Genomic DNA, 26455 nt, shown 5'->3' with positions numbered 1-26455 from the left:
GCTGCTGCAGGCATTCTCGGCCCGCACGGTTACGCCAACGCTGAACTCTGCAAGCGTGCATGCCCTGCGGCGCGTCGCCTTGATCGCCGTCGCACCTTACAATTTCGCATTACCCAGCCTTCGGGCCCGCCAGGAGTCGTTCTTCAATGAAATTCCGCTTCGCCGCCGCTGTCGTGGCCACGTTTGCCTTCGGCCTGGTCTGCGCCCAGACACCTGCGCCGCAGCCGACTCCCGCAGTGGCTGCGGCGCCGGCCGCCGTGCCGGTTCCGCCTGCACCCGCGCCGGCCGTGTCCAAGTCCTGGATCCTGATGGATTACGCCACCGGGCAGGTGCTGGCCGGTGAAAACATCCACCAGCAGCTGGCGCCGGCCAGCATCACCAAGGTGATGACTTCCTACGTGGTCGCTGCCGAGATCAAGAACGGCAAGGTCAAGCGCGACGACCAGGTCATGATGAGCGAGCGCGCCTGGCGCGAGGGCGGCGCCGGCACCGACGGCAGCTACAGCGGCTTCCCGGTCAACCAGACCGCGCGTCTGGAAGACATGGAAAAGGGCATGGCGATCCAGTCCGGCAACGACGCCGCGATCGCCCTGGCCGAGCATGTTGCCGGCAGCGAAGAAGCCTTCGCCTCGCTGATGAACAGCTACGCCGCCAAGATCGGCATGAAGGATTCGTACTTCGTCAACGCGCACGGTCTGAGCGCCGAAGGCCATCACTCCACCGCCTACGATCTGGCCATGCTGGGCCGCGCGATGGTGCGCGATTACCCGGAGACCTACGCCTACAACAAGATCAAGGAATTCCAGGTCGGCACCATCAAGCAGAACAACCGCAATCTGCTGTTGTGGCGCGACCCGGCGGTGGACGGCATCAAGACCGGCCACACCTCCGAAGCCGGTTATTGCCTGCTGAGCTCGGCCAAGCGCGGCGATCAGCGCCTGGTGGCGGTGGTGATGGGCGACTCGTCCGAGCGCCAGCGTGCCGACGACAGCCTGGCACTGCTCAACTGGGGCTTCCGTTTCTTCGAGACCCACAGCCTGTACGCGCCCGGCAAGGTCGTGACCAAGCAGAAGGTGTGGAAGGGTCAGCAGGACGAAGTGCAACTGGGCGTGGCCCAACCGCTGCTGGTCAGCCTGCAGCGCGGCCGCTACAACGACCTCAAGCCCAGCATGGAAGTGGCCAAGAACCTGCAGGCCCCGATCAAGAAGGGGCAGCAGATCGGCACCGTCAAGGTCAGTCTGGACGGCAAGATCATCGCTCAGGCCCCGCTGGTGGCGATCAACGCCGTCGAAGAAGGCGGGTTCTTCAAGCGCCTCTGGGATGCGTTCTGGATGTGGTGGGAATCTGAATAAAAAAATGCCGGCGAAAGCCGGCTTTTTTTTGGGAATCGAGAATGGGGAATCGGGAATCGGTAGATGCAGGAGCACAGCGTTTGCTCTTGCGATTCCCGATTCCCCAATCCCGATTCCCCGCCCTCAAAGCATCCGGCTGATCGTGAAACTCCCATACACCGGCGTTTCGCGCTGGGTATCGAATTCGCGGGTGCGGTGATAGCGGGCGATGGCGAATTTCCAGCGGCCATACATCACCGCCAGGCCGTAGCCCACGTCGCCGACGAACGCGCGCTTGTCCACGCTGTGGCTGCTGCGGAAGGTGTTGCCGTCCAGGGTGATGTCGCGCAGCACCCAGCGCGCATCGGTGGTCACGAACAGATGGCCGGACCAGCCGCTGGCACGTCCCAGGCGGCTGGGCGCGGTGTTTTCGCCGGCCGGCCGGGTCGGGGTGCTGCCGAAGTCGTCCGGCAGCTTCCAGCCAAAGCGCGCTTCGCCGCCGGCATTCAAGTGCGTGGCCATGTTGCCGACCGCGCCGCCCCAGTGCGAAATGAAATCCCAACCAAAGCCGTCTGCATTGACCGCCGCATCGCCCGGCCAGCGGCGCATGCGCTCGTGCACCAGATTGATCAGCGGCTCGTTGTGCAGCTGGTTGTCCCAGCCCTGGAATTTCTCATCGCCCAGTGCATCGTGGATCGCATCCTGCGCTTCCTGTGCAAACGCCCACGGGCCGACCACGCCGATCTGTAACTGGGTCGTGCGCAGGTGCGCATCGTTGCGCGCGTTGTAGCCGAAGCTCGCCAGCAGGATGCCCGCATACGGGCGATCGTCGGGAATCACATCGCGCCGGGTGGAATCGGTCGGCGTGAAGATCCCCTGGCCAATCGAGAACACCATGTTCTGCTGGTCGAACTCGCCCGGATGCAGACGTTCCAGGTAACCGTTGACCCAGCGCGCGGTGCGCGGCAGGCAGGGGTCGTCGGTGTAGTCGACCAGGTTGGGCGACACCAGCGTCAGCACCGCGCCATTGGAATAGCCCTGATCCTGATCCTCCCCACCGAACAAATCGTTGTCGACCCGGAAATTCACCGCCGGCGGGGTCCGTCCCAGCCTGCTGGAGTCGCATTGATCAGCCGCCAGGGCCGGCATCGACAGCCCGGTGAGAGAAAGCAGCAGGGCAGCAGACAACGCGCGCGGTCGAAGCATGGAGGGCCTGGAAAGGTAGGAAAGGACGGTGTTCGGCAAAGGTGCCTGCGGCCGCTGCTGCGCCGCGTGAATGTGCCGGGAGCTGGAGCATTCTCTGCCTGTGCTGTCCTGTAGAGAACTATCACCAGCAAGTAGATGTGTTTGGTCCGGGACTGTAATGGCAGTGTTTTGCTAAAACGTTGGGGCTGCTCACCCGGCTGTTGGCAGCAACAAGCTCATCAGTTCGACAGCTGAAGGCTTGGGTTTGCCCGCCACCGGCCCGATAATGGGCTGATGGAAATCAGCTCCGACAACCCCGATCACGGCTTCCAGTTTCCCGGCACCTTCGAGCTCACCGCCATGGGCGCGGCCGAACGCGGGCTGGAAACCGAACTTCCGCGTCTGCTCGCCGCGACTGGCGTCGAGTTGCTGGAAGAAAGCATCAGCTGGAAGCACTCGTCCACCGGCAAATACGTGTCCATCCGGATCGGCTTTCGCGCAGAGGACCGGGCGCAGTTCGATGCCGCCCATCAGGCGCTGCGCGAACACCCGGAAGTGAAGTGGACGCTGTAGCGGCCGAGCCTGTGCTCGCCTCGGTTCCGATCCTGCCGGCGCAACTGCGCGATCTCGGCCGCCAGGACTACGCGCCGGTATGGCGTGCGATGCAGCGTTTCACCGATGCGCGCAATGAGCACATCGCCGACGAAGTGTGGGTGGTCGAGCATGCGCCGGTGTTTACGCTGGGCCAGGCCGGCAAGCCCGAGCATGTGCTGGCGCCGGGCGAGATTCCGGTGCTGCAGGTCGATCGCGGCGGCCAGGTCACCTATCACGGCCCCGGCCAGCTGGTGGTCTATCCGCTGCTGGACCTGCGCCGGCTCAAGATCGGCGTGCGCGATTACGTGTGCAAGATCGAGCAGGCACTGATCGACACGCTGGACGAATGGAATATCGTCGCCGAGCGCCGCGATGGCGCGCCCGGCGTGTACGTGGGCGGGGCCAAGATCGCCGCGCTGGGGATCCGGGTGCGGCGCGGCTGCACCTTCCACGGTCTGTCGTTCAACGTGGCGATGGATCTGGAGCCGTTTCAGCGCATCAACCCGTGTGGCTACCAGGGCCTGCAAGTGACCTCGGTGCTAGACTTGGGCGGCCCTTCCGGGATGGACGCCGTCAAGGCGGTGCTGCTCGATCAGCTGGCGCGCCAGTTCGGTCTCGTGTTGCAGCCTGTTTCCGCATTGCCCGACCTTTCGCTTCCGGCCTGAGCGCCCGTTATTGCCATGACCCAGCCTATCGCCCGTTCCATCCCCTTGCAGGTCGTCTCCGGCGACACCGCCGCGCCTGCGCCGCTGCAGACCGGCGTCAAGCAGATCGGTGGCGACAAGATCAATCGCTCGCCGGTGCAGTTCGTCGATGCGCCGGTGCTGCGCAAACCGTCGTGGATCCGCGTGCGGATTCCGTCCGGCAACGCGGTGCAGAACCTCAAGGCCAAGCTGCGCGAAAACCGCCTGGTCACGGTTTGCGAAGAAGCCAGCTGCCCGAACATCCACGAGTGCTTCAGCCATGGCACCGCGACCTTCATGATCCTGGGTGAGGTGTGCACGCGGCGCTGCTCGTTCTGCGATGTGGCGCACGGCCGGCCCAAGCCGCCGGACGCCAGCGAGCCGGCCAGCCTGGCGACCACCGTGGCCGATATGGGCCTGAAGTACGTGGTGGTGACCAGCGTGGATCGCGACGATCTGCGCGATGGTGGCGCCCAGCACTTCGTCGACTGCATTTCGGCCATCCGGGTCAGTTCGCCCAAGACCCGCATCGAGATCCTGACACCGGATTTCCGCGGCAAGGGCCGCATGGACCGCGCGCTGGAGATCCTGGCGCTGAGCCCGCCTGACGTGTTCAACCACAACATCGAAACCGTGCCGGACCTGTATCCGAACGTGCGCCCCGGTGCCGATTACCAGTGGTCACTGACCTTGCTGCAGCGCTTCAAGGCGCAGCATCCGTCCATCGCCACCAAGTCCGGCATCATGCTTGGCCTGGGCGAGACGATGGAGCAGGTGCAGGCTACCCTGCGCGACCTGCGCGCCCACGATGTGGACATGATCACCATCGGCCAGTATCTGCAGCCGACGCCGCACCATCACCCGGTGATGCGTTACTGGACGCCGGAGGAGTACAAGGCGCTGGAAGACTACGGCAACGCGCTGGGCTTCAGTCATGTCGCCTCCGGGCCGATGGTGCGCTCGTCGTATCACGCCGACCGGCAGGCAGCCGGCGCTGGCGTCGCGGCCTGAGGTCAGCACTGGCAGTCGAGTAAGCCACACGGCCCTGCTTTCAGCGCGGGGCCGTGTCGTATCCGGCCCATGCGCAGTCGGCTGCAGGGTACGGTCGCGTTCACAATCCGCTACAGGCCCGGCGCTAGGCTGATTCAGCAGCGGATGACAACGCCAGCAACTTTCGGCACTGTCATGCTGTCTGATCCGTTCACCGCCTTCCTTTCATCGGCCCCGTGCCGAGAGCCATTCGATGACCTACAACGTTTCTACGTCCATGAAGGCCGGCCTGCTGGCGCTGGTGTTGACCACTCCGATGGCCTTGCTCGCACGCGCCGATACGGCGTTGCCGGCCGCAGCCACGCCCGACCAGGCCACCGCGACCAAGCTGGTCTACGGTCTGCTCTCCGATAGCCGCTATGCCTACCGTCCGCGCACGCTGGACGAGGCGATGTCCAAGGACGTCTTCAAGCGCTATCTGGAAACGCTGGACGGCAGCAAACAGTTCTTCACCCAGGCCGACATCGATAGCTTTGCGCCGTTGCAGACGGGCGTTGGCGATGCGCTGCGTGGCGGCAATCTGGAACCGGCGTTCCAGGTGTTTTCGGTCTACAAGAAGCGCGTCGATCAGCGCGTCAAGTACGCACGCGATTTGCTCAAGCAGGACTTCGATTTCTCCGGCAGCGACAAGTTCGAGTACGACCGCAAGGACGTGCCGTGGGCGGCAGACGACAAGCAGCTGGACGTGCTGTGGCGGCAGTCGGTGATGAACGATTGGCTGCGCCTCAAGCTGGCCGGCAAGAAGCCTGACGACATTCGCAAGACGCTCGATAAGCGTTATGTCTCGCTGGCCGACTCGGTCAAGCAGTTGAAGGGCGAGGATGTGTTCCAGTTCTTCGTCAACGCCTATACCAATGCGGTCGATCCGCACACCGATTACTTCACCCCGCGCACCGCCGAGACCTTCAATCAGCAGATGTCCTTGTCGCTGGAAGGCATCGGCGCGCAGCTGCAGAAGCAGGACGACATGGTGGTGATCCGCGAGGTGATCCCGGGTGGTCCGGCGGCCGTGGATGGCACGCTCAAGCCGGGCGATCGTATCGTCGGTGTGGGTCAGGCCAAGAACGGTGCGATCGAAGATGTGATCGGTTGGCGCATCGACGATGTGGTCGCCAAGATCCGCGGCAGCAAGGACACCCAGGTGCGCCTGGAGTACATCCCGGCCGAGTCGGGCATCGACGGCAAGCACCGCACCGTGACGCTGACCCGGCAGAAGGTGCGTCTGGCCGAGCAGGCCGCCAAGGGCGAGACCATCACGTTGCCGGCCAAGGGCAGCGAGCCGGAGCGGCGTATCGGCATCATCAAGTTGCCGGGCTTCTATCAGGATTTCGAAGGCCGTCGTCGTAATGCGGCCGACTATGCCTCGGCAACGCGCGATGTGGCCAAGCTGCTGGCCGGCTTCAAGACCGACAAGGTCGACGGCGTGGTGCTGGACCTGCGCAACAACGGCGGCGGTTCGCTGGACGAAGCCATTGAGCTCACCGGCCTGTTCATCCAGCAAGGCCCGGTGGTGCAGGTGCGCGAATCCGGCGGCCGCGTCACCGTCAACGGCGACAGCGATCCCAAGGTGGCATGGGACGGCCCGCTGGGCGTGTTGATCAATCGCGGTTCGGCATCGGCATCGGAGATCTTTGCTGGCGCCATCCAGGATTACGGTCGCGGGTTGGTGATCGGCGAGACCAGCTTCGGCAAGGGCACGGTGCAGAACATCGTTGATCTTGATCGTTGGCCGGCTGCCGAAGGTCAGCGCTATGGTCAGGTCAAGCTGACGATTGCGCAGTTCTTCCGCGTCAGTGGTTCCAGCACCCAGCACAAGGGCGTGGTGCCGGACATCGCATTCCCGGCCAGCGTGGATGCCACCGAGTTCGGTGAAAGCACCTACGACAACGCGCTGCCGTGGACACGCATCGCCGCTGCACCGCATACCCAGTACGGCAACTTCGCGCCGCTGTTGCCCAAGTTGCAGGGCCTGCATACCGCGCGTATCGCCACCGACAAGGAATTCCAGTGGTGGGAAGAAGACGTCAAGCAGTTCCGCGATGAGAAGGCCAAGAAGTTCATCTCGTTGAACGAAGCCGAGCGTGTCGCCGAGCGTCAGAAGCAGGATCAGCAGCGCAAGGATCGCCAGCAGGTGCGCAAGCAGCTGGGCTTGCCGCTGGACCCGCTTGCCGAAGACAGCGACGACGGCCTGACCGGCAACGAGCGCGACATCGTCAAGGACACCGCACGCGAAAAGGCCGCAGAGAAGCGTCCGGATCCGTTGTTGCACGAATCGGCTGCGATCATTGCCGACGCGCTGGGCCTGCTGTCGCAGGACCAGCCGTTATCGGCGCAGGTGTTGCCGCAGTCGACTGCGCCGGGACGTTGGGCTGATTGATCTTGGCGGGTTGTTTGTAGTGCAAAAAAAGCCACCGCATGCGGTGGCTTTTTTTGATGCCGACTAAGAGCGGCTCTGAGAGCGGATGACCTGTGGTTTTGCTGGAGGACCCTTGCCCGCCCACCGTCGCGGGACACGCCGCAAGTACGTCCATGTAGGCTCTTACGCGGCATCCATGCCGCGTAAGGTCCCGCGACGGTGGGCGGGCAAGGGCCAGTCGAGATGGTCGGTGGCTTTCAACAAAGCAACCAGCAGACTCTCTGGTGCGGTGTCCTCGCCGATTGCGGGACCGTGTGGCGGCATAGATGCCGCCACCGAGCCCCCAAGGACGGGTTTACGGCGTGTCCCGCGAGCGGTGAGGGCACCGCGCCCTCGACGACCTGAGCTTTGGTTGTTGATCTGTCGCTTGGCTGCAGGGCCTTGCCCACCTAGCATCGCGGGACACGGGCTGTAGCGGTGTTACTGTGGCCAAGCGAATTCGGCCAGCACTGGATAATGGTCGGACGGCAATATCCCACCTGGGCGCGTCTCCAACGTGGAAAAACGCGTCGGTGTGAGGCCGCGGAACAGGATCCAGTCGATGCGTCGGGTCGGGTGGGTGGTGAAATCCTGGAAGGTTTTCTCCGGGCCTTGCCGCTTGGTCGCATGTGCGCGTGCATCGCCAAGTACCGCGGTGAGCGTGCGGTAGGTGCCGTTGTCGGGATCGCTATTGAAGTCGCCGGTCACCACCACCGGAATATCGGCGGGCAGTGTCGCGATACGCGACAGGATCACGCGCGCGCTGTGCTCGCGCGCCGCTTCGTCCTGGTCGCGGTGGGCGAAGTGGGTGTTGAACAGATAGAAGCGGCGCTTGTCGCTGCGGCGCTCGAACAGCGCCCAGGTGGCCATGCGCGGCAGGTCGGTGTTCCAGCTGCTGCTGCCGGGAATTTCAGGCGTTTCGGACAGCCAGAAGTCGCCCGATTCCACCACCGTCAGGACACGGCTGTCGTAGAACACACCCATATGTTCGTCGCTACCATCGGCGCGACGGCCCTTGCCGAACCAGCGATAGGCGGGCAGGTGCGCCGCCAGGTACTGCGCCTGTTCCTCAACCAATTCCTGCGTGCCGAAGACGTCGGGATGCGCTTGTTCAATCAGCGCGACCATCGCCGTGCGGCGTACCTCCCAACGTTTGTCGCCGTCGGTATCCACCGGCACGCGCACGTTGAACGACATCACGCGCAGTGGTGCGGGCGCAGGCGCGGCCAATGCAGGTACTGCGATGCACAGCACTGCGAGTGCAGCGAGCAAGCAACGTGACACAACGCGAATGGATTGGCGTGTGGATTGGCGTGGCATACAGGCGAATTCCTGATAAGGGCAGACTGCCAAGTCTAGTCAGCTGGCATGACCGATAGATCACTGTGCATCGCTGCATCGCAGGCTTGACGCCGCCGCACATCGGCGTAGCATTTGCACCAAGCCAACGGATAGACCGCTGGCTGACCACTCAACCGTGAGGGATTCTCATGGCAACGCAGTACGACTATCTCGTGTTTATCGGGCGTTTCGAGCCCTTTCATAACGGCCACGCCGCCGTCGCCCGCCACGCGCTGGGCAAGGCGAACAAGCTCATTGTGTTGATCGGCTCTGCCGACACGCCCCGCACCATTCGCAATCCGTGGACCGTCGCCGAACGCGCGGTGATGATCGAGTCCGCGTTGCCGGGCGAGAGCGCCCGGTTGATAGTGCGGCCATTGCGCGACCATCTCTATAACGAAAGCCTGTGGATCGCCGACGTGCAGCGCCAGGTGGCGGAAGCCGTGCAGGCCGATGGCGGCACGCTCGATGCGCGCATCGGTTTGATCGGCATGGACAAGGATGCCAGCAGTTATTACCTGCGTGAGTTTCCGCAGTGGCCGCTGGAAGATGTGCAACACACCGCCACGCTGTCGGCCACCGAGTTGCGTCGTTATCTGTTCGAAGCCGGCGAGATCGGTTTCCACGGTGGCTTGCTGATGTTGCGCGGCAATGTGCCGGCGCCGGTGTACGACATGCTGGAGGCGTTCCGGCGCAACTCCCCGAGCTATGCGCAGTTGGTGGCCGAGTACCGCTTCATCGAGCAATACCGCGCCGCGTGGAAGGACGCGCCGTATGCGCCGACCTTCGTCACCACCGATGCGGTGGTCGTGCATTCGGGCCATGTGTTGCTGGTGCGTCGTCGCGCCGAGCCGGGTAAGGGGTTGTGGGCGTTGCCGGGTGGTTTCATCGGCCAGGACGAAGGTCTGCTGGACGGCTGTCTGCGCGAGCTGCGCGAGGAAACCCGGCTCAAGGTGCCGGTGCCTGTGCTCAAGGGGTCATTGCGCGGGCGCCAGGTGTTCGATCATCCCGAGCGCAGCCTGCGTGGACGCACCATCACCCATGCGTTCCATTTCGAATTTCCGGCCGGCGAGTTGCCTGCGGTACGCGGCGGCGACGATGCCGACAAGGCGCGCTGGATTCCGATCGCCGAAGTGATGGCGATGGGCCCGCGCTTGTACGAAGACCATCTGCATATTCTTGAATTTTTCCTGGGCCGTGGCTGAGAGCGACACCACCTGCTGCGTGCTGCTGCTGACTATCAAGCAGCAGCTCATCACAGGTGTCGGCTTGAACCATGACCTCCCGCCGGCGGATAGACCGCTGGTTCACTCGACGCGAAGGAGCTTCCGTCATGCATTACCTCGATAACCTGCTGCTCAATACCGACAGCTACAAGGCCAGCCACTGGCTGCAATACCCGCCCGGCACCGATGCGGCGTTTTTCTATGTGGAATCGCGCGGTGGCGTGTACGACCAGACCGTGTTCTTCGGCCTGCAGTCGATCCTGAAGGAAGCCATCAACCGGCCGGTGACGCACGCCGATATCGACGATGCGAAGGAACTATTGGCCGCGCATGGCGAGCCGTTCAACGAAGCCGGCTGGCGCGATATCGTCGACCGCCTTGGCGGACAGCTGCCGATCCGCATCCGCGCCGTGCCCGAAGGCGCAGTGGTGCCCACGCACAACGTGTTGATGACCATCGAATCCACCGACGCCAAGGCGTTCTGGGTGCCGTCGTATCTGGAAACCTTGTTGCTGCGCGTGTGGTACCCGGTGACGGTGGCCACGGTGAGCTGGCAGGTGAAGCAGATCGTGCGCGATTACCTGGAGCGCACCAGCGACGACCCGGAAGGACAGCTGCCCTTCAAGCTGCATGACTTTGGCGCGCGTGGCGTGTCCAGTCTTGGCTCGGCCGCCCTCGGTGGCGCGGCGCATCTGGTGAACTTCCTCGGCACCGATACCTTGTCGGCGTTGTTGCTGGCACGTGCGCATTACCACACGCCGGTGGCGGGGTTTTCGATTCCCGCCGCCGAGCACAGCACCATCACCAGCTGGGGCCGCGAGCGCGAGGTGGATGCGTATCGCAACATGCTCACGCAATTCGCACGGCCCGGTTCCATCGTGGCGGTGGTGTCCGACAGCTACGACATCTACCGTGCCATTCGCGAGCATTGGGGCACCACGCTGCGCGATGAGGTGATTGCCTCCGGCGCGACGGTGGTGATCCGCCCCGATTCCGGCGACCCGGTGGATGTGGTCGAACAGTGCCTGCTGCTGCTGGACGACGCCTTCGGCCATCAGCGCAACGGCAAGGGCTACAAGGTGCTCAACCATGTGCGGGTGATCCAGGGCGATGGCATCAATCCGCAATCGCTGCACGCCATTCTCGAACGCATCACTGCCGCCGGGTATGCCGCCGACAACGTCGCCTTCGGCATGGGCGGTGCGTTGCTGCAGAAGGTGGACCGCGATACGCAGAAGTTCGCGCTGAAGTGCTCGGCAGTGCGTGTGGATGGCGAGTGGATCGATGTCTACAAGGACCCGATTACCGACAAGGGCAAGCAGAGCAAGCGGGGGCGTCTGACCTTGCTGCGCGACCGCCGCGATGGTCGTTACCGCAGTGCATTGCTCGACGAAGTGGCCGCCAGCGCCGACAGCGAAGATGCGCTGGTGACAGTATGGGAAAACGGCGTCATGCAGCAGGAGTGGACCTTGGAGCAGGTGCGCGCGCGTGCCGACGCCGCGCGTCGCTGACGTTCGGCGCGCAGGCGGCGGCATGGACGCTTCCATCGACGAGGCTTCGTTGCTGTCTGCATCGCCACTGTTGGCCGGGCTGCGCGCTGCGGCGCCCAGCCTGCGGCGGCGCGTGCCGCAGCAGCGCGAGACAAACCGATGGCATGCGCTGCGCATCGGCGAGCGCACGTATCGGGTGGCGTTGCCGATCACCTTTACGCCGTATGCGTCGGTGCGGCCGTGTTCGGCGCGCTGCGGTTTCTGTTCGGAAAACCTGCGCCAGCACGGTGGCGGCCTGGCCGCAGCGATGTTGCGTCCGGGGCCGGACTATTTCGCACAGTTGAGCGCTGCGTTGCAGCTGCTGCACAAGGTGCCGTTGTCGTATTCCTTGTCCGGGTTGGAGATGACCGACGATCCGGATTGGTTGCAGGCCTTGCTGCACACCTTGTCAACAACGCCCAACGGCCCGCGTGTGGAGCAGCGCGTGCTGTACAGCAATGGTGCCGGGTTTGCGCGTGCGCAAGGTGCGCAGTTGATCGATGCCTTGGTGGACTTCGGTCTGTCGTGGATCGAGCTGTCGCGTCACCACCCGCTGCAGGCGGGCAACGACGCGATCATGCGCTTTCGTCCCGACGAGCCGATTGCCGATACGGCCACTTTCGCGCATACGGCACGAGGCATTTCGGCGCGCGTGCCGGTACGACTGGTCTGCATCGTGCAACGCGGTGGTGTGGACAGTGCCGATGCCGTGGCGCAGTACATCGCGTGGGCGCGCAGCTGTGGCGCCAGCCAGGTGATCTTTCGCGAGTTGTCGCGTCTGGACAATGCGTATCGCAGCAATGGCACCTGGCGTTATATCGCCCAGCACCGCATCGCTATGGAGACCTTGTTGGCGCAGTGCATGCAGCAGCCGTGGTGGTCGCGTTGGCAAGCGGACGGCATGACCGAGGGCTATTACTTCTGGAATCTGCGCATGCGCAGTGAGGATGGCCTGGAAGTGGTGTTCGAAAGCGCCGACTATGCGGCCATGCACGCGCGGCACGCCACCGGCGACCTCTACAAGCTGGTGTTTTTCGCCAACGGCCGTTTGTGCGCAGGTTGGGATCCGGATGCCGATGTGCTGTGGGACCCATCCGATGGATGAGCTCGATCAGCACAGCTGGTGGACGCCGACGCCGGATAACCCCGCGTGGGCACTACCCGATGACCTGTGCGCAGCCGATCCGCTTGGCGGGCGCGACTGTGGCTGGGTCAACCAGATGCGCCCGTTCGTACGCCATTTCAGTGCGCCGGGGGAGCAGGTGTTCGATCCGTTCTGCGGTTTCGGCAGCACGCTGCTGGCGGCGGCGATGGAAGGGCGCAACGCGCATGGCATGGAGATCGATCCCGCACGTGCGCACCTGGCGCGCACGCGCCTGCAACGGCATGGTGTGCACGCGCCGGTCGTGGTCGGCTCGCTGGTCGACACCGCGCCTGCTGCGGCGATCGATCTGTGTCTGACCAGCGTGCCGTATTTCGGTTGCCACTGGCGCGGTGAAGCACTGCCTGGGCAGCTCTATGCCAGTGCCGATTACGCGGGTTATCTGTCCGGCATGCGCGCGGTGTTGCATGCATTGCGAAAGCGGCTGCGGCCGGATGGCTTCGGCGTGGCGATGGTGGAGAATGTCGCCGTCGGTGGGCGGGTGATCCCGCAGGCGTGGGATCTGGGCCGGATCCTCGCCAGCCTGTTCACGCTGCGCGAGGAACGGGTGCTGTGCTACCAACGGCCGGGCGCAGCGCTGACGCATGCCGGCACGCAGAGCAATCGCAGCCACGAATACGCACTGATTTTCCAGCATTGCCGTCCGCGGCTGGACCTGCAGCAGGCGGCGCAGTTGCTGCAGGCGGTGCGGGCGCAAGGCCTGCCGGTGGTGGTGCACGGGAGCTACGCGCGTTGGTTGGAGTCGCCGGACTTGGTGCCCCAGGCACCGGCCGATCTGGACCTGATCCTGCAAGCCGAGCAGCCACTGTGGGACCGCTTCACCGGTTGGCTGCAGGCGCAGGGATTTGCATTGAGCCTGTGGGGCGAGCCGTGCCGGGCGCCGGTGGCGCTGGCCGCGGTGCGTGCGCACCACTATCTGCGCGCCGAGCGCATCGGCGCAGACGGCATCCGCCTGCAGCTGGACCTGCAATTGCCGGCGGATGAACCGCCGTTGCCCTGATCCGGCAACGCCACGCCACGCGCACATGGGTTGCGGCTATGCTCGTTGCCGGTTTCGGATGCCGGAAATTTTCTATGTCTTGTTCTTCCCTGATCGCGCGCACTGCGCTGTTTGGCGCGCTGGCAACCCTGGCTGGCTGCGGTGGCAGCAAGGGCGACACGATGCTGATGCGCGAGTCGTTCAATTCCGACGACACCTATTCGCGCAGTGTGGCGGCCACCTCGGTGCAGGCTTGCGAGGCCGCGCGGCGCGTGTTGTTGAGCCAGGGCTACGCGGTCACGCGCGCCGATGCCGCAGGCGTGGAAGGCAGCAAGAACTTCCAGCTCAAGGAGGCCGACCAGAGCGAGCAGCTCAATCTGCGGATTTCCTGTGCCACGCAGGAGGGCGGCAAGGCGCAGGTCTTCGTGAGCGCGCTGCAGGATCGTTACGCGCTGAAGAAGAGTTCGACCTCGGCCAGCGTCGGTGTCGGCGTGCTGGGCTCGTTGTCGCTGCCGGTGGGCAGTACCGGCGACTCGCTGGTGCGTGTGTCCACCACCACAGTGCAGGACGCGGCCTTCTACAAGCGCTTTTTCGAGCGTTTGAACTCGTATCTGCCTAATGTGACCCAGGCCGTGCCTGCCGCTGCGAGTGCGGCCCCCGCACCGGTTGCACCGCCGCATCCGGCAGCGGCCAAACCTGCGGCGGCACCTGTGCCGACCGCAGCGGCTGCAACGCCCGCGACTGCAGTGCCGGCCACTGCCGCAACGTCTGCTTCCACAACCGTCGAACAGCCGCCGGTTGCGCCGCTACCGGTCGAGGCCCAGGATCCGCCCCCTGCACCGGCACCTGCATCCACGCCGGCGAACGTGCCGCAGACCGAGCCCGCAACTCAGCCGTGACGTCAGAGTTCACGCTTCGCTCCGGAACCTGAATAGCCGGCTGCGCGCTTCACGTTGCGTTCTCGACCGAGCCGCGAGAGTGCAGTCATGACTCGCCGAGTGGGCGAGAACGACGGAGACCACGATGAAGATGCGCAATTCCCTGCTGGGTATTTCCTTGATCGGCCTGATGGCGACGAGCACCTTCGCGCAGGCCCAGACCCATTCGCGTCAGCACCGTTATACGGAAGCAGATGAAGGCCGTAAGTTCAACGACGGCACGCGCGTGCGCTGCCACAATGTCGAAGTGCAGAAGAATTCGACCGACCCCAATCGCGTCGGCGGCACCGTTGCAGGCGCAGTGGTTGGTGGTCTGCTGGGTAATCAGGTAGGTGGCGGTAACGGCAAGAAGTTGGCAACCGTGGCCGGTGCAGTCGCCGGCGGTGCTGCGGGCCGCACCATCCAGGGCAATCGTCAGCAAGCCAACGGCAATCGTCAGGTCGAGCGCGTCTGCGAACGTCGTTGAATCTGCTGAATTGAATTTACGAGCCCCGGTCATGCCGGGGCTTTCTACGTTTGAGGGTGCAGCGCCGTGTTGTCGATCCACACCACATCGCAGCGATGAGTTTTTTTCGCACTTGCCGCAACGGGATGTTTTCTCTGGCCTTGTTGGCCGCGCAATTGCTGCAGGTCGCCGTTGCCGCGCCGAGTGAGGCAGCAAACGCTGCAGGGGTGGACTGCGTCGAAGCCTTGCTGCGGCGTCTGGGCTGGGACATCCGCAGCGCTGCGGTCACTGCGCCGGTGATCCAACGTGGAGAACCGTGTACGCGCGGCTCGCTCGCGCAGGCACGCGCCGCCGGCGACCTGCAGCTGATGCTTCCACTAAATTGGAACGCGCAACAACGCGGCGCAGCGCTAAAGGCCTTGCTGAACGATTCCGCCACACAGTGCGCTTATGCCTTTGAAGTCGGCGCGGCCACGCGGCGTGCAACGACGCAGCTGCAAGACAACCCGCACTATCGGTTTTCGGCCGTGCAACTGGGCTGGATCGGGTTTGGCTGGCGTGGTGCAGCGGCGCAGGGCTGGAGCGGTTTTCGCAGTTTCGGGCGCGGCTATCAGCCGCGTGGCAGCAATGCGCAGGCGCTGGATGCGTTCTACAGCGGCCAGGTGCGCTCCGAATGCGGGGTGGGGCGCCAGGTGGCGCAGCTGGCCACGCAGCGCGAGCTGTATGGCGATGCCGGATTCGATCAGGTGTTTACGCCTGGCGAGTTGTCGATCGGTACCTTTTTGACCTTGCACGACACCGACAGCATCTTGCTGGGTGCGCATGCCGGCGAATTCTTTGCCGACGGCAAGGCAGTCAAGACGGCGCAACTGGGGCGCCAGGCATTTGTCGGTGCGCCGGGGTTTATCGCGCATGTGTTCGACAAGGCGTATCTGGACGACATCCATAACCAGGCCGAAAACTTCGTGGTGGTGGATGTCAGCGATGCGGCGGCGCAGGCGTTGGCGCAGCACGGCGGCTTTGCGCATTACGACGCGCTCAATCGACAGATCTGGGAACTGGCCAAGGACTTGCGCGGGCGGGGCAAGCGCCGCTTCGAGCGTTTGCTGTACGAGCGTGATGCGCAGCTGCGCGCCACGCTCGATGCGCAACAACAGGCACAGCTGCAGACGCTGCAGACATTGCTGGACGATCCGTTCTATCAAGGCTTTCTGGTCTACGTGCATCCCAAGGGCGTCAAGCCGATCGGCTATCACGTGGCGCGACTGCTCGACCGCAATCCGCGCACGCCGTATGCCATCGACCTGACCCTGCACAATTTGCGCAGCACCTTGTACTGGCGCTGGATCGATTGGCAGCTGCAACAGTGCAGCGCCGGCACCGCTGCGGAACGATCCATTGAGAATTCCGCCACGCCAGCGTACGCCCGGCGTGGCACCCTGCACTGATCAGATCATGAGGAGCGATTATGGAACTGGGTATGGTGGGTTTGGGCCGCATGGGCGCCAACATGGCCGAGCGCCTGGTGCACGGCGGGCATCGCGTGCATGGCTACGACCCGGGCGAGGGCGCGCGTAGCAGTGCGCAGGCCAAGGGCATTGTCACTGCCGATGCGCTGGCAGCGTTGGTGTCGGCGCTGCCGAGCCCGCGGGTGCTGTGGTTGATGGTGCCGGCGGGCAAGATCGTCGATGACACCCTGGCGCAGCTGCTGCCGTTGTTGCAGGCCGGCGACATCGTCATCGATGGCGGCAATTCGTATTACAAGGATTCGCAACGCCGTGCCGCGCTGTTGCAGGCCAGCGGTGTTTCATTTGTCGACTGCGGCACCAGCGGTGGCGTCTGGGGTCTGCAGGAAGGCTATAGCCTGATGGTGGGCGGCGACGAGGCGGCAGTGACCACGCTGCATCCGATGCTGGCCACGTTGGCGCCGGCAGCGGACAAGGGCTGGGGCCGTGTTGGCCCGAGCGGTGCCGGCCACTTCACCAAGATGGTCCATAACGGGATCGAGTACGGAATGATGCAGGCCTATGCCGAAGGCTTTGCGCTGATGCAGCACAAGACCGATTTCGCGCTGGATCTGCACCAGGTCGCCGAGATCTGGCGCGATGGCAGTGTGGTGCGTTCGTGGTTGCTGGATCTCACCGCCGATGCGCTGGCGCACAACCCGAGCATGGCCGGCATCGCACCGTTCGTGGCCGATTCGGGCGAAGGCCGCTGGACGGTGGCCGAGGCAATCGATCTGGAAGTGTCTGCGCCGATCATCACGCTGTCGTTGATGGAGCGGTTGCGCTCGCGCGACAAGGATTCGTTCACCGACAAGTTGCTGGCGGCGATGCGCAACCAGTTCGGTGGGCATGCGGTGATGACCACCACCGCGACATCGCCGACAATCGGCAGCAAGGACGCGTAACGCGTCAGCGAGTGAAGCAGTCATGCGCGCCTGCCTTGCGGGCGCGCAGTCGTTTCAGCGGTCGCCAGACGTGGCGCCGGCACCATCCAGCCACTGCACCTGATCCGACGCGGCACTGCGTTGCGCCAGTTCCAGCAGTTCCATCAACTGCACGGCGTCTGCACCACTGACCGGTGCCGGGCCGGTGCCGGCCAATGCATCGCGAAATGCGGCGTAGCAGTTGCGATAGTCGCCGGGCAGGGTGTCGGGTTGATGGGTGTGCACGCGGCCTTCTTCATCGACGCGGGTGACGGTGCCGGGCAGCGGGTCGACACCCCAGCCGGCGGTGCCCGGGCGACGCCCGGCGCGGAGTTGGTCTTCCTGCGTATCCAGCCCGTGCTTGAGATAACTGCCGCGAGTGCCGTGGACGGCAAAGCGCAGGCTGCTGTCGGCCACCAACGAGCCGGCATGCAGGATCACGCGCAGGCGCGGGTAACGCAGGGTCACATGGAAATAATCGTCGCTGCGTGCCTGGCTGCGTTGGCGCTGCAGATCCGCGCTGATCGCCTGCGGGGTGCCGAACAATTGCAGTGCCTGATCGAGCAGATGCGGGCCCAGGTCGTACCACAGCCCGGCGCCGGGGATGTCGCTCTCGCGCCAACGGTCGCGCACCTGCGGGCGGTAACGGTCGAAGTGCGAATGGAACTCCACCACTTCGCCCAGCTGGCCTTCGTCGATCAGCCGGCGCACGGTGAGAAAGTCTGCGTCCCAGCGGCGGTTCTGAAACACGCTGACGATGCGCCCGGCCGCTGCAGCGGCGTCCACCACCTCGCGCGCCTGTGCGGCATCCAGTGCGAAGGGTTTGTCGACCAGCACGTGCTTGCCGGCGGCCAGTGCCTGCAAGGCGAACGGGGCATGGGTCTGGTTGGGCGTGGCAAGCACCACCGCATCGAGCGCGGGGTCGGCCAACGCGGTTTCCAGATCGGCAAGCACGGCCACGTCGGGGAAGTCGGCCTGCGCTTGTTGCGGCTTGGACGACACCACGCTGTGCAACTGCAAACCCGGCGTGCTGGCAATCAGCGGGGCATGAAAGGTGCGGCCGACATAGCCATAGCCGACGACGGCCAGATTGAACGGTTTAGGCATTGAAAACGGTTCATCGCAACGACTGAGGAAGCGTGCATGGTATTGCACACAGCCGTGTGCGCCAGGTTCACAACCTCTGCATCCGGCAGTCACACCTGCACGACGAGCGCCACTGCAGACTGCGGCCACATTCACTGGAAGGGGTATCGGATGAAGAACATGACGCATGCACGCACGCTGTTGGCTCTGTCGCTGTCGCTCGGCCTGACGCTGGGTGCCTCGCAGGCATTCGCGGCGCCGCAGGAACATGCCGATCACAAGGACCACGCTGCCAGCATGGACGAGTCCAAGAAGCCGGTGACCGACACCTGGATCACCACCAAGGTGAAGGCCGATCTGCTGGCCACCGACAACGTGTCGGGTACCGACGTCAAGGTCGAGACCAAGAACGGCATCGTGACCTTGACCGGTTCGGTCGCGACCAAGGCCGAGCACGACAAGGCCGTGGCTGTGGCCAAGGGCATCGAAGGCGTCAAGAGCGTCAAGTCGGTGGGTCTGAAGGTTGTTGCTGCGAAGAAGTAATCGCAGTCACGGATGCCGGGCCGCCGCGACGAGGCGGTTGGCCTGAGCACGAAGGCGCACTCTACGGAGTGCGCCTTTTTTGTTGGTGTGTCGCAGGCCAGCCGACAGGTGGCGTTCGCTCTCACCATTTTCACGTTTGCTGCACTTATGATATGCCCATTCAGCTATGTCGCGGATCGGCGTGACAAATCTGAATCATTAATCTCACCTTGGGTCTGGTCGGGGATAATACCGGCGCGCCTTCGGGTCCTTGCAGCGAGCGGATACAGATCGAGTAATGCAGACAACGGTCCAAGCAGACAGATGGGATCGCTGGCGCCTGCCTTTGCTGGCAGTTGCCGTGTTCCTGATTGTGGTGGTGCCATCGTTGCTGTTGCAGCAGATGGCGCACAACGCCAATCAGGCTGCGGTGTGGGTCTCGCATAGCCAGGACGTGCAGGAGACCGCGCAGCGTCTGGAAGCGGCGATGCGCGACACCGAATCGGCGGCGCTGATGCGCTCGCATGGTGTGGTGCGCCCTGCCTTGCTGGAGCGCATGCGGCGTGGCCGGCGTGAAGCGCTGGCGGCGGTGCATCAGCTCATCGTGCTGACCAAGGACAACCCGGCTCAGCAAGTGCGCATGGGGCGTATCCAGAGCACGATCGAGCGCCGCTTGCTACTGGCCGAGCGTATCGCCGTGGCGACCGATCCGGCGCTGATCCGTGCGCTGATCGACGACATGACCTTGAACAACCCGATCCGGCTGTTGATCGACGAGTTGCAAAGCGCCGAAAGCAAGTTGCTGGAACTGCGCAGTACGCGCGCCGCCAAAGAACGCACGCATTACGCGGTATTGAGCTGGGCGACGCTGGCCGTGCAGTTGCTGCTGTTGGGCACGGTGATCTGGTTGCTGCAGCGGCAGATCCGCCGCCGCCTGGCGGCCGAGCAGGAATATCTGCGTGCCAATGGCCGCGCCAGTTCGGTGCTGCAGACCGTGCGCGAGCCGATCGTGCTGCTGGATGACAAACAGCGCATCATGCTGCACAACCCGGCCTTCGCCGAGTTGTATGGCCTGGAAGAGCGCGGTAACGAATCGATGTCGCTGGAGGACGTGGGCGAGGGCGTGTGGCGCGATGCGCAGATTCATCAGCGGCTTGCCGACGTGTTGCTGCGCGACCGCGAGTTGTGGGATTACGAACATGAGCAGCGCGGCGCCGATGGTGTGCTGCGCACCATGTTGATCAACGCGCGACGCATGCCGTTGCCCGATACCAACGACGAAGATGTGGTGCTGATGACGGTGAGCGACATCAGCCTGCAGAAAGCCTCGCAACAGCGCATCCAGGAACTCAACCGGCAGATGGAAGGCAAGGTCGATCAGGTGTCCGAGGTCAACCGCGAGCTGGAAGCCTTCAGCTATTCGGTCTCGCACGATCTGCGCGCACCGTTGCGGCATGTGGCCGGTTTTTCGGACAAGCTGGCGCGTCACCTGGGCGATGCGGCGGACGAAAAATCGCGTCACTACATGGAAGTGATCAGCAGCTCGGCGCGGCGCATGGCGTCGCTGATCGACGATCTGCTGGTGTATTCGCGCCTGGGCCGCAGTGCGCTGCGCCTGCAGGCGGTGGACATGCAATCGCTGGTGTCGGAGACGCGCGCGATCCTGGATTCCAGCGTGCAGAGCGAAAACACCGGCCACCGTGTGGAATGGCATATCGCCCCGCTGCCGGTGCTGGTGGCCGACGAAAACATGATGCGCCAGCTGTGGATGAACTTGCTGGGCAATGCGGTCAAGTACAGCGCCAAGCGCGAAGTGGCCAAGATCGAGGTCGGCTACCGGCCGCTGCCGGACGGCGGCCATCAATTCAGCGTGCGCGACAACGGTGCCGGTTTCGATATGGAGTACAGCGCAAAGTTGTTCGGTGTGTTCCAGCGTCTGCACAAGGCCAGCGAATACGCCGGTACCGGCATTGGCCTGGCCAGCGTCAGGCGCGTGTTGACGCGCCACGGCGGCCGGGTCTGGGCCGAGGGTGTCGTCGACGAGGGCGCCACGTTCCATTTTGTGCTTCCCCCTGCGCATGAAGCGCCCAACCAAGAGTTCAATGCATGAGTGCCATCCGTACCATTCTTCTGGCAGAAGACAGCCCGGCCGATGCAGAAATGGCGGTCGACGCCCTGCGTGAAGCCCGCCTGGCCAACCCCATCGTGCACGTCGAAGACGGTGTGGAAACCATGGACTACCTGCTGCGTCGTGGCGCGTTCGCCGATCGCGAGGAAGGCTTGCCGGCGGTGTTGCTGCTGGACATCAAGATGCCGCGGCTGGATGGCCTGGAAGTGCTCAAGCAGGTGCGCGGCGACGAGACGCTCAAGCGCTTGCCGATTGTGATCCTGTCGTCCTCGCGCGAAGAGAGCGACCTGGCCCGCAGCTGGGACCTGGGCGTGAATGCCTATGTGGTCAAGCCGGTGGATGTCGATCAGTTCTTCAATGCAGTCAAGACGCTCGGCACGTTCTGGGCGGTCATCAATCAGGCACCGGAGCTGGACTGAACCATGCTGCAAGAGGGTGGCAAACTGGAGCAGCTGAAGATCCTTCTGGTGGAAGATTCACCGGAAGATGCCGAGCTGTTGTCCGATCAGCTGCTGGATGCCGGCATCGACGCGGCGTTCGAGCGCGTGGACAGCGAACGCTCGCTGCGCAGCGCGCTGGATGCATTCCAGCCGGACATCGTGCTGTCGGATCTGAGCATGCCCGGGTTTTCCGGCCACCAGGCACTGCGTCTGGTGCGCCAGAACGGCGCCACGCCCTTCATCTTCGTCTCCGGCACCATGGGCGAGGAGACTGCGGTCAAGGCGCTGCAGGACGGCGCCAACGACTACATCATCAAGCACAACCCGACCCGCTTGCCGAGTGCGGTGATCCGCGCGATCCGCGAAGCGCGTGCCGACCTGGAACGTCAGCGCGTGGAGAGCGAGCTGATGCGCGCACAGCGGCTGGAAAGCCTGGCGATGCTGGCGGCCGGCTTGAGTCACGACCTGCGCAATATTCTGCAGCCGTTGTTGATCGTGCCCGACCTGCTGGCCGGGCGCACCGATGACCCGCAGCTGCGTCAGTTGGCCAAGGTGGTGGCCGAGTGCGGCCGGCGCGGGCATGAGATGGCCGAGTCGATGCTCTCGTTCGTGCGCGGCTCCAACAAGCCGCGCGAGCAGGTGTCCGTCGCCAGTCTGTTCCAGGGCGTGCAGATGCTGCTCAGGAGCAGCCTGCCCGATGGCGTGCGCCTGCAGATGGAGACGATCGCCCTGGATCTGACCATCGAGGCCAATTACACCGAACTGCAGCAATGCCTGCTCAACCTGGGCTTGAACGCGATCCAGGCGATGCCAGGTGGCGGCACATTGATTCTGTCGGCCGATCGCCATGACGATGCGCGTGTGCGCATGAGCGTGGCCGACACCGGCGTGGGCATGAGCGATGAAACCCGCGCACGCTTGTTCAGCCCCTTCTTCACCACCAAGGCCGATGGCACCGGGCTGGGGCTGATTTCGTGCAAGCGCATCATCGAAAGCTACGGCGGCAGCATCCTGGTCGACAGCCGGTTGGGCGAGGGCACGCATTTCGACATGCTGGTGCCGATGCGCTCGAACGCGGTGGCGATTGCCGACACCGAGCCGCCGCTGCCGCTGGGCCATGGGCAACGCATCCTGCTGGTGGACGGCGAAGCCACGCGCCTGTCGCTGCTGGGCAATGCACTGTCCAGCCAGGGCTATCAGCCGCAGCTGGCCACCGATGGCGCGGCCGCGCTGCAACTGGTGCAGCCACACGCCATGCCCGACCTGGTGATCATCGACAGCGACATCATTCTGCTCTCGGCCGTGAGCGTGCTGTTGAGCATGCAGGAGCTGGGCTATCAGGGCCCGGCGATCGTGCTGGAAGATGTCGGTGCGCCGCTGCAGCGGATGCACTTTCCGGCGGATATCCCGGTGCATGTGCTGCGCAAGCCGCTGGAAATGCGCCGGGTGTTCCGTGCCGTGTCGCACGCGCTCGAAATGGCCTGATCCAGGGGTTTTCGCGCGTTGCGGGCGTGCTTGTTCAAGTGCAATGCGATTGCAACAGTTGACGCCCACGCCGGCCGCATGCGCGAATAACGCATGACCACCGTGCTTCTCAGCCTCGGCAGCAATGTCCAGCCGACCCACTACCTGCGCTTGGCCGTCGACGCCTTGCGCGCGCGCTTTGGCCAGCTCGACGTGTCGCCTGCGTACCGCACGCCGGCGGTGGGCTTCGACGGGCCGGATTTCGTCAACAGCGCGGTGGTGCTGGACACCGATCTGGATCTGCACGCGCTCGATCATTGGCTGCATGCGCTGGAAGACGCGCACGGCCGCGACCGCAGCGGCCCGCGTTTCAGCGACCGCACGCTGGATGTGGATGTGGTGTTCTTCGGCGATTGCATCATCGAAGGGCCCGGGCATCTGCGTATTCCGCGGCCGGAGCTCAAGCATGCGTTCGTGTTGAAGCCGCTGGCCGATATCGCACCCGATTTCATCGACCCGTTGAGCGGGCAGACGCTGGCGGCGCTGTGGCAGTCGCACTCGCAACACGGCACCGCGTTTACGACGGTGGAGCTGGATGCGGCCCCCGTCGCGGCGGCTGTGGCGCAGTGGCGCAGCGCTGCAGTACCGGCAAGGCGTGACTGACAACGCTTGCGGATCGTCGTAGGCAGGCGTGAAAGATGCCGCCCGGAACCGTCATGGTCGAGTCTGCAGGTAGCGCGTTATCCGCAGCGCACATGGAGCGAGTGTGCGCGGCAGCACGCCTGGCCGCCTGGACAGTTGCTCAACTGAGCTGGCGGCCACCGTCCACATGCAAGGTATGGCCAGTGACAAAGCTGGCTTCATCGAGCAACCAGCGCACTGCCTCGGCGATCTCTTCGGGCGTGCCGATGCGTGCCAGCGGCGTGCGCGCGAGCAGGGCCTGCTTGGCGTCGGAAGACTTGCCTTCTTCCGGCCACAGAATCGCGCCGGGGGCGACCGCATTGACGCGCACCTGCGGTGCCAGTTCCAGTGCGAGCGAGCGCGTCAGCATTTCCAGCGCGCTCTTGGAGGCGCCGTACAGCGGGTGATTGCGCATCGGTTGCTGGGCATGCAGGTCGGTGAGGTTGACGATGGCACCGCGGTGCTGGCGCAGTTGTGCGGCCGCAGCCTGGGCGATGAAGAACGGCGCGCGCGCGTTGACTGCAAACAACTCGTCCCATTGCGCTGCGGTCGCTTCGCCCAGCGCGGTGGGATAGAACGCCGAGGCGTTGTTGACCACGCCATCCAGGCGGCCGAATGCGGCGATGCAGTCGGCGACCAGTTGCGCCGGTGCCTCCGGCAAGCGCAGATCGGCGTGCAAGGCCAGTGCGCTGCCTGCGCGTTGCGCGCACAACGCGGCCACGCGCGCGCTGAGCGCCTCACCGGAGCGGTGTGCATGCAAGGCTACGCGATAGCCTGCCGCATGCAGGGTGGTGGCGATCTGGGCGCCGATACGGCGGCCTGCGCCGGTGATCAAGACCACCTTGGAACTGTCTGTCATGGCGTACTCGCTCGGCGTTGCAAAGGGCTCGGCTATCCTGTGCATTGTCCCCGCAACCGGTGCCCGCATGCACGCCGACCTCCCCATTCCCGATTCGGACGCCTTGGCGCATAGCGACCGCCTGGCTGCGCATGTGCGCGCCGAAATCGCCGCTGCCGGTGGTGCGATCCCGTTCTCGCGTTTCATGGAGCTGGCGCTGTATGCGCCGGGTCTTGGCTATTACAGCGCCGGCTCCAGCAAATTTGGCGAGGCCGGCGATTTCGTCACTGCGCCCGAGCTTGGGCCGCTGTTCGCAGCGACCGTGTCCGGTGCGTTGGCGCCGGTGTTGCAGCAACTTGGCCCAACTGCCCGCGTGCTCGAAGTAGGCGGTGGCAGCGGCGCATTTGCCGAAGTCACGCTCAAGCGCCTGCTCGAGCTGGATGCGCTGCCCGAGCGTTACGCGATTCTGGAGCCCAGTGCAGACTTGCGCGAACGTCAGCGCGAGCGGTTGGGGCGCACGCTGATACCGCCGGTGTTCGATCTGGTTGAGTGGCTGGATGCACCGTTTCCGGACGATTGGGACGGCGTGCTGTTCGCCAACGAAGTGATCGATGCATTGCCCACGCCGCGCTTCGCACTGCGCGATGGGCAGGTGTATGAGGAAACCGTGGTGCTGGATGCGCAGCAGCAGTTTGCACGTGGCGAGCAGCCGGCCGATGCGTTGCTGGGTGCAGCGGTGCGTCATCTGGAGCGCTATCTGCAGCAGCCCTTCGCCGATGGCTATCGTTCGGAGTTGTTGCCGCAGTTGCCGTACTGGATTCAGGCGGTGGCCGGTGGTCTGAAGCGCGGAGCGATGTTGTTTGTCGACTACGGTTACCCGCGTGGCGAGTTCTATCGTGCACAACGCGAAGACGGCACCTTGCGTGCGTTCTATCGCCATCGCATGCATGAAGATCTGTATCGCTGGCCGGGTCTGCAGGATCTGACCGCGTCGGTAGACTTCACGGCATTGGCCGAGGCCGGCACCGGTGCCGGTTTCGAGTTGGCCGGTTACTGCACGCAATCGAGCTTTCTGCTCGGCAACGGTCTGGATGCATTGCTGGCCCAGGCCGATACGCGCACCGATGAGGTGGGGCGCATGCGCTTGCGCGAGCAGATCAAACGCTTGACCTTGCCCAGCGAAATGGGCGAGCGATTCCAGGTGATGGGTTTTGCGCGCGATGTCGATTTTGCGCCTGCATTTCTGGCGGGCGATCTCACATGGCGGCTGTAACGTCTGCGCTGCGTCCGTTTCATCGGCCGTGGTTGTGGGTGGGTTTGTGGATCGCGGCAATTTTCGTGGTGATTGCGGTGTGCCTGGGGCCACCGCCAGAGTTTCCGGAGCTACCTTCCAACAGCGATAAGGCCGAGCACTTTTTGACGTTCGCGTTGTTGTGTTGGGGTGCGGTGCAATTGTTCGCCACACGTCGGGCGTTGTTGTTTGCGGCGTTCGGGTTGGTGTTGCTGGGGATCGGTATCGAGATTGCGCAAGGTTCATTGACGACCAATCGCAGTGCTGATCCCTACGATGCGCTGGCCGATACCTTGGGCATCCTTGCCGGGTTGTGTCTTGCGTGGACGCGGCTGCGATTGGTGATGTTGCGGGTGGATCAGCGGGTGTTTGGGGCGCGCTGATTTTTCTGTGTTTTGCGGTTTTGGAATGACTGGCAAAACGTAGTGCTCAGGGCTGCAGTTTGGCTGCAGGGCCCTTGCCCGCCCACCGTCGCGGGACACGCCGCAAGTACGTCCATGTAGGTTCTTACGCGGCATCCATGCCGCGTAAGGTCCCGCGACGGTGGGCGGGCAAGGACCAGTCGAGATGGTCGGTGTGCATGTTTTCAAGCAACCAGCAAACTGTTTGGTGAGGGCACCGCGCGCTCGACTCACTGATACGCCCAGGGTTTCCTAGACATCTCAAGGCCATGGAAAATGGTCGATTCGGAGGTGTCTATGAGCAGCAAGCGATATACG

The 26455-nt window shown here is 64.2% G+C and carries 24 protein-coding genes; 20 read left to right on the top strand and 4 right to left on the bottom strand.

What is annotated here, in order from left to right:
• The first annotated feature begins 146 nt into the window (after window positions 1–146).
• Window positions 147–1352, top strand: coding sequence for a D-alanyl-D-alanine carboxypeptidase family protein (locus XcyCFBP4188_RS18950; RefSeq protein ID WP_006449334.1), 1206 nt, complete (start codon window positions 147–149; stop codon window positions 1350–1352).
• A gap of 123 nt (window positions 1353–1475) precedes the next feature.
• On the opposite strand, the gene XcyCFBP4188_RS18945 is transcribed toward XcyCFBP4188_RS18950, so the two are convergent.
• A complete protein-coding gene (locus tag XcyCFBP4188_RS18945) occupies window positions 1476–2537 on the bottom strand; it encodes a lipid A deacylase LpxR family protein (RefSeq protein ID WP_074058294.1) in 1062 nt (353 codons plus the stop codon).
• Between the two features lie 273 nt (window positions 2538–2810).
• Here XcyCFBP4188_RS18945 and XcyCFBP4188_RS18940 point away from each other — a divergent pair, with 273 nt between their 5' ends.
• The 4 genes from XcyCFBP4188_RS18940 to XcyCFBP4188_RS18925 all read left to right on the top strand — a co-directional run bounded on the left by XcyCFBP4188_RS18940 (window position 2811) and on the right by XcyCFBP4188_RS18925 (window position 7220).
• The gene (locus XcyCFBP4188_RS18940; RefSeq protein WP_006449336.1) at window positions 2811–3089 is read left to right on the top strand and encodes a YbeD family protein; all 279 of its coding nucleotides are present in this window, start codon (window positions 2811–2813) and stop codon (window positions 3087–3089) included.
• Window positions 3077–3775 (top strand): lipoyl(octanoyl) transferase LipB, encoded by a 699-nt coding sequence (lipB, locus tag XcyCFBP4188_RS18935; RefSeq protein ID WP_006449337.1) that lies wholly within the window; start codon window positions 3077–3079, stop codon window positions 3773–3775. The genes XcyCFBP4188_RS18940 and lipB overlap by 13 nt, the downstream gene beginning before the upstream one ends.
• Window positions 3776–3790: 15 nt before the next feature.
• Window positions 3791–4804, top strand: coding sequence for a lipoyl synthase (gene lipA / locus XcyCFBP4188_RS18930; RefSeq protein ID WP_023905152.1), 1014 nt, complete (start codon window positions 3791–3793; stop codon window positions 4802–4804).
• 256 nt (window positions 4805–5060) lie between these two features.
• Complete coding sequence (locus XcyCFBP4188_RS18925) at window positions 5061–7220, top strand: carboxy terminal-processing peptidase (protein ID WP_174705863.1); 2160 nt, start codon at window positions 5061–5063, stop codon at window positions 7218–7220.
• A gap of 459 nt (window positions 7221–7679) precedes the next feature.
• Here XcyCFBP4188_RS18925 and XcyCFBP4188_RS18920 read toward each other — a convergent pair whose 3' ends face one another.
• Window positions 7680–8558, bottom strand: a complete 879-nt coding sequence (locus XcyCFBP4188_RS18920) for an endonuclease/exonuclease/phosphatase family protein (protein WP_043910723.1) — start codon at window positions 8556–8558, stop codon at window positions 7680–7682.
• Window positions 8559–8728: 170 nt separating this feature from the next.
• Between XcyCFBP4188_RS18920 and XcyCFBP4188_RS18915 the strand changes: the two genes are divergently transcribed.
• From XcyCFBP4188_RS18915 to gnd, 8 genes are all read left to right on the top strand, one after another.
• The gene (locus tag XcyCFBP4188_RS18915; protein WP_104592629.1) at window positions 8729–9784 is read left to right on the top strand and encodes a bifunctional nicotinamide-nucleotide adenylyltransferase/Nudix hydroxylase; all 1056 of its coding nucleotides are present in this window, start codon (window positions 8729–8731) and stop codon (window positions 9782–9784) included.
• Between the two features lie 128 nt (window positions 9785–9912).
• The gene (locus tag XcyCFBP4188_RS18910) at window positions 9913–11316 is read left to right on the top strand and encodes a nicotinate phosphoribosyltransferase (protein ID WP_074058290.1); all 1404 of its coding nucleotides are present in this window, start codon (window positions 9913–9915) and stop codon (window positions 11314–11316) included.
• Between the two features lie 22 nt (window positions 11317–11338).
• On the top strand, window positions 11339–12439 hold the full coding sequence (locus tag XcyCFBP4188_RS18905) for a hypothetical protein (protein ID WP_006452622.1): 1101 nt from the start codon (window positions 11339–11341) through the stop codon (window positions 12437–12439).
• A complete protein-coding gene (locus tag XcyCFBP4188_RS18900; RefSeq protein ID WP_104592628.1) occupies window positions 12432–13496 on the top strand; it encodes a DNA methyltransferase in 1065 nt (354 codons plus the stop codon). The genes XcyCFBP4188_RS18905 and XcyCFBP4188_RS18900 overlap by 8 nt, the downstream gene beginning before the upstream one ends.
• Window positions 13497–13570: 74 nt before the next feature.
• A complete protein-coding gene (locus tag XcyCFBP4188_RS18895) occupies window positions 13571–14374 on the top strand; it encodes a DUF2242 domain-containing protein (protein WP_167393572.1) in 804 nt (267 codons plus the stop codon).
• A gap of 124 nt (window positions 14375–14498) precedes the next feature.
• Entirely contained in the window at window positions 14499–14879 is a 381-nt protein-coding gene (locus XcyCFBP4188_RS18890) for a glycine zipper 2TM domain-containing protein (protein ID WP_023905143.1), read from the top strand.
• Window positions 14880–15004: 125 nt separating this feature from the next.
• Complete coding sequence (locus XcyCFBP4188_RS18885) at window positions 15005–16306, top strand: hypothetical protein (RefSeq protein WP_104592626.1); 1302 nt, start codon at window positions 15005–15007, stop codon at window positions 16304–16306.
• A 20-nt stretch (window positions 16307–16326) separates the two neighbouring features.
• A complete protein-coding gene (gene gnd, locus XcyCFBP4188_RS18880) occupies window positions 16327–17268 on the top strand; it encodes a phosphogluconate dehydrogenase (NAD(+)-dependent, decarboxylating) (protein WP_074058285.1) in 942 nt (313 codons plus the stop codon).
• 54 nt (window positions 17269–17322) lie between these two features.
• Here gnd and XcyCFBP4188_RS18875 read toward each other — a convergent pair whose 3' ends face one another.
• Window positions 17323–18393 (bottom strand): oxidoreductase, encoded by a 1071-nt coding sequence (locus tag XcyCFBP4188_RS18875; protein WP_006452628.1) that lies wholly within the window; start codon window positions 18391–18393, stop codon window positions 17323–17325.
• 150 nt (window positions 18394–18543) lie between these two features.
• Here XcyCFBP4188_RS18875 and XcyCFBP4188_RS18870 point away from each other — a divergent pair, with 150 nt between their 5' ends.
• The 5 genes from XcyCFBP4188_RS18870 (at window position 18544) to folK (ending at window position 23589) form a co-directional block, all read left to right on the top strand.
• Window positions 18544–18915, top strand: a complete 372-nt coding sequence (locus XcyCFBP4188_RS18870; protein ID WP_006452629.1) for a BON domain-containing protein — start codon at window positions 18544–18546, stop codon at window positions 18913–18915.
• Window positions 18916–19192: 277 nt separating this feature from the next.
• Window positions 19193–21004, top strand: coding sequence for a sensor histidine kinase (locus XcyCFBP4188_RS18865; protein WP_006452630.1), 1812 nt, complete (start codon window positions 19193–19195; stop codon window positions 21002–21004).
• On the top strand, window positions 21001–21441 hold the full coding sequence (locus XcyCFBP4188_RS18860) for a response regulator (protein WP_006452631.1): 441 nt from the start codon (window positions 21001–21003) through the stop codon (window positions 21439–21441). Before XcyCFBP4188_RS18865 ends, XcyCFBP4188_RS18860 begins: the two co-directional genes overlap by 4 nt.
• A gap of 3 nt (window positions 21442–21444) precedes the next feature.
• Window positions 21445–22947, top strand: a complete 1503-nt coding sequence (locus XcyCFBP4188_RS18855; protein WP_006452632.1) for an ATP-binding response regulator — start codon at window positions 21445–21447, stop codon at window positions 22945–22947.
• Between the two features lie 93 nt (window positions 22948–23040).
• Window positions 23041–23589 (top strand): 2-amino-4-hydroxy-6-hydroxymethyldihydropteridine diphosphokinase, encoded by a 549-nt coding sequence (gene folK / locus XcyCFBP4188_RS18850; RefSeq protein ID WP_104592625.1) that lies wholly within the window; start codon window positions 23041–23043, stop codon window positions 23587–23589.
• Between the two features lie 139 nt (window positions 23590–23728).
• Here folK and XcyCFBP4188_RS18845 read toward each other — a convergent pair whose 3' ends face one another.
• Window positions 23729–24466, bottom strand: coding sequence for a pteridine reductase (locus tag XcyCFBP4188_RS18845; RefSeq protein ID WP_043910734.1), 738 nt, complete (start codon window positions 24464–24466; stop codon window positions 23729–23731).
• Between XcyCFBP4188_RS18845 and XcyCFBP4188_RS18840 the strand changes: the two genes are divergently transcribed.
• Together XcyCFBP4188_RS18840 and XcyCFBP4188_RS18835 are read left to right on the top strand one after the other, a co-directional pair.
• The gene (locus tag XcyCFBP4188_RS18840) at window positions 24465–25718 is read left to right on the top strand and encodes a class I SAM-dependent methyltransferase (protein ID WP_172839279.1); all 1254 of its coding nucleotides are present in this window, start codon (window positions 24465–24467) and stop codon (window positions 25716–25718) included. The two genes, XcyCFBP4188_RS18845 and XcyCFBP4188_RS18840, sit on opposite strands and share 2 nt — an antisense overlap.
• Window positions 25706–26119, top strand: a complete 414-nt coding sequence (locus XcyCFBP4188_RS18835; RefSeq protein ID WP_006452636.1) for a VanZ family protein — start codon at window positions 25706–25708, stop codon at window positions 26117–26119. The genes XcyCFBP4188_RS18840 and XcyCFBP4188_RS18835 overlap by 13 nt, the downstream gene beginning before the upstream one ends.
• The last annotated feature ends 336 nt before the right edge of the window (window positions 26120–26455 follow it).

It is taken from the genome of Xanthomonas hortorum pv. cynarae (assembly GCF_002939985.1).
GTDB classification, from domain to species: domain Bacteria; phylum Pseudomonadota; class Gammaproteobacteria; order Xanthomonadales; family Xanthomonadaceae; genus Xanthomonas; species Xanthomonas hortorum_D.
Note: the sequence above shows the minus strand (reverse complement) of the source record. Positions and strands in the feature narration are given on the sequence as shown.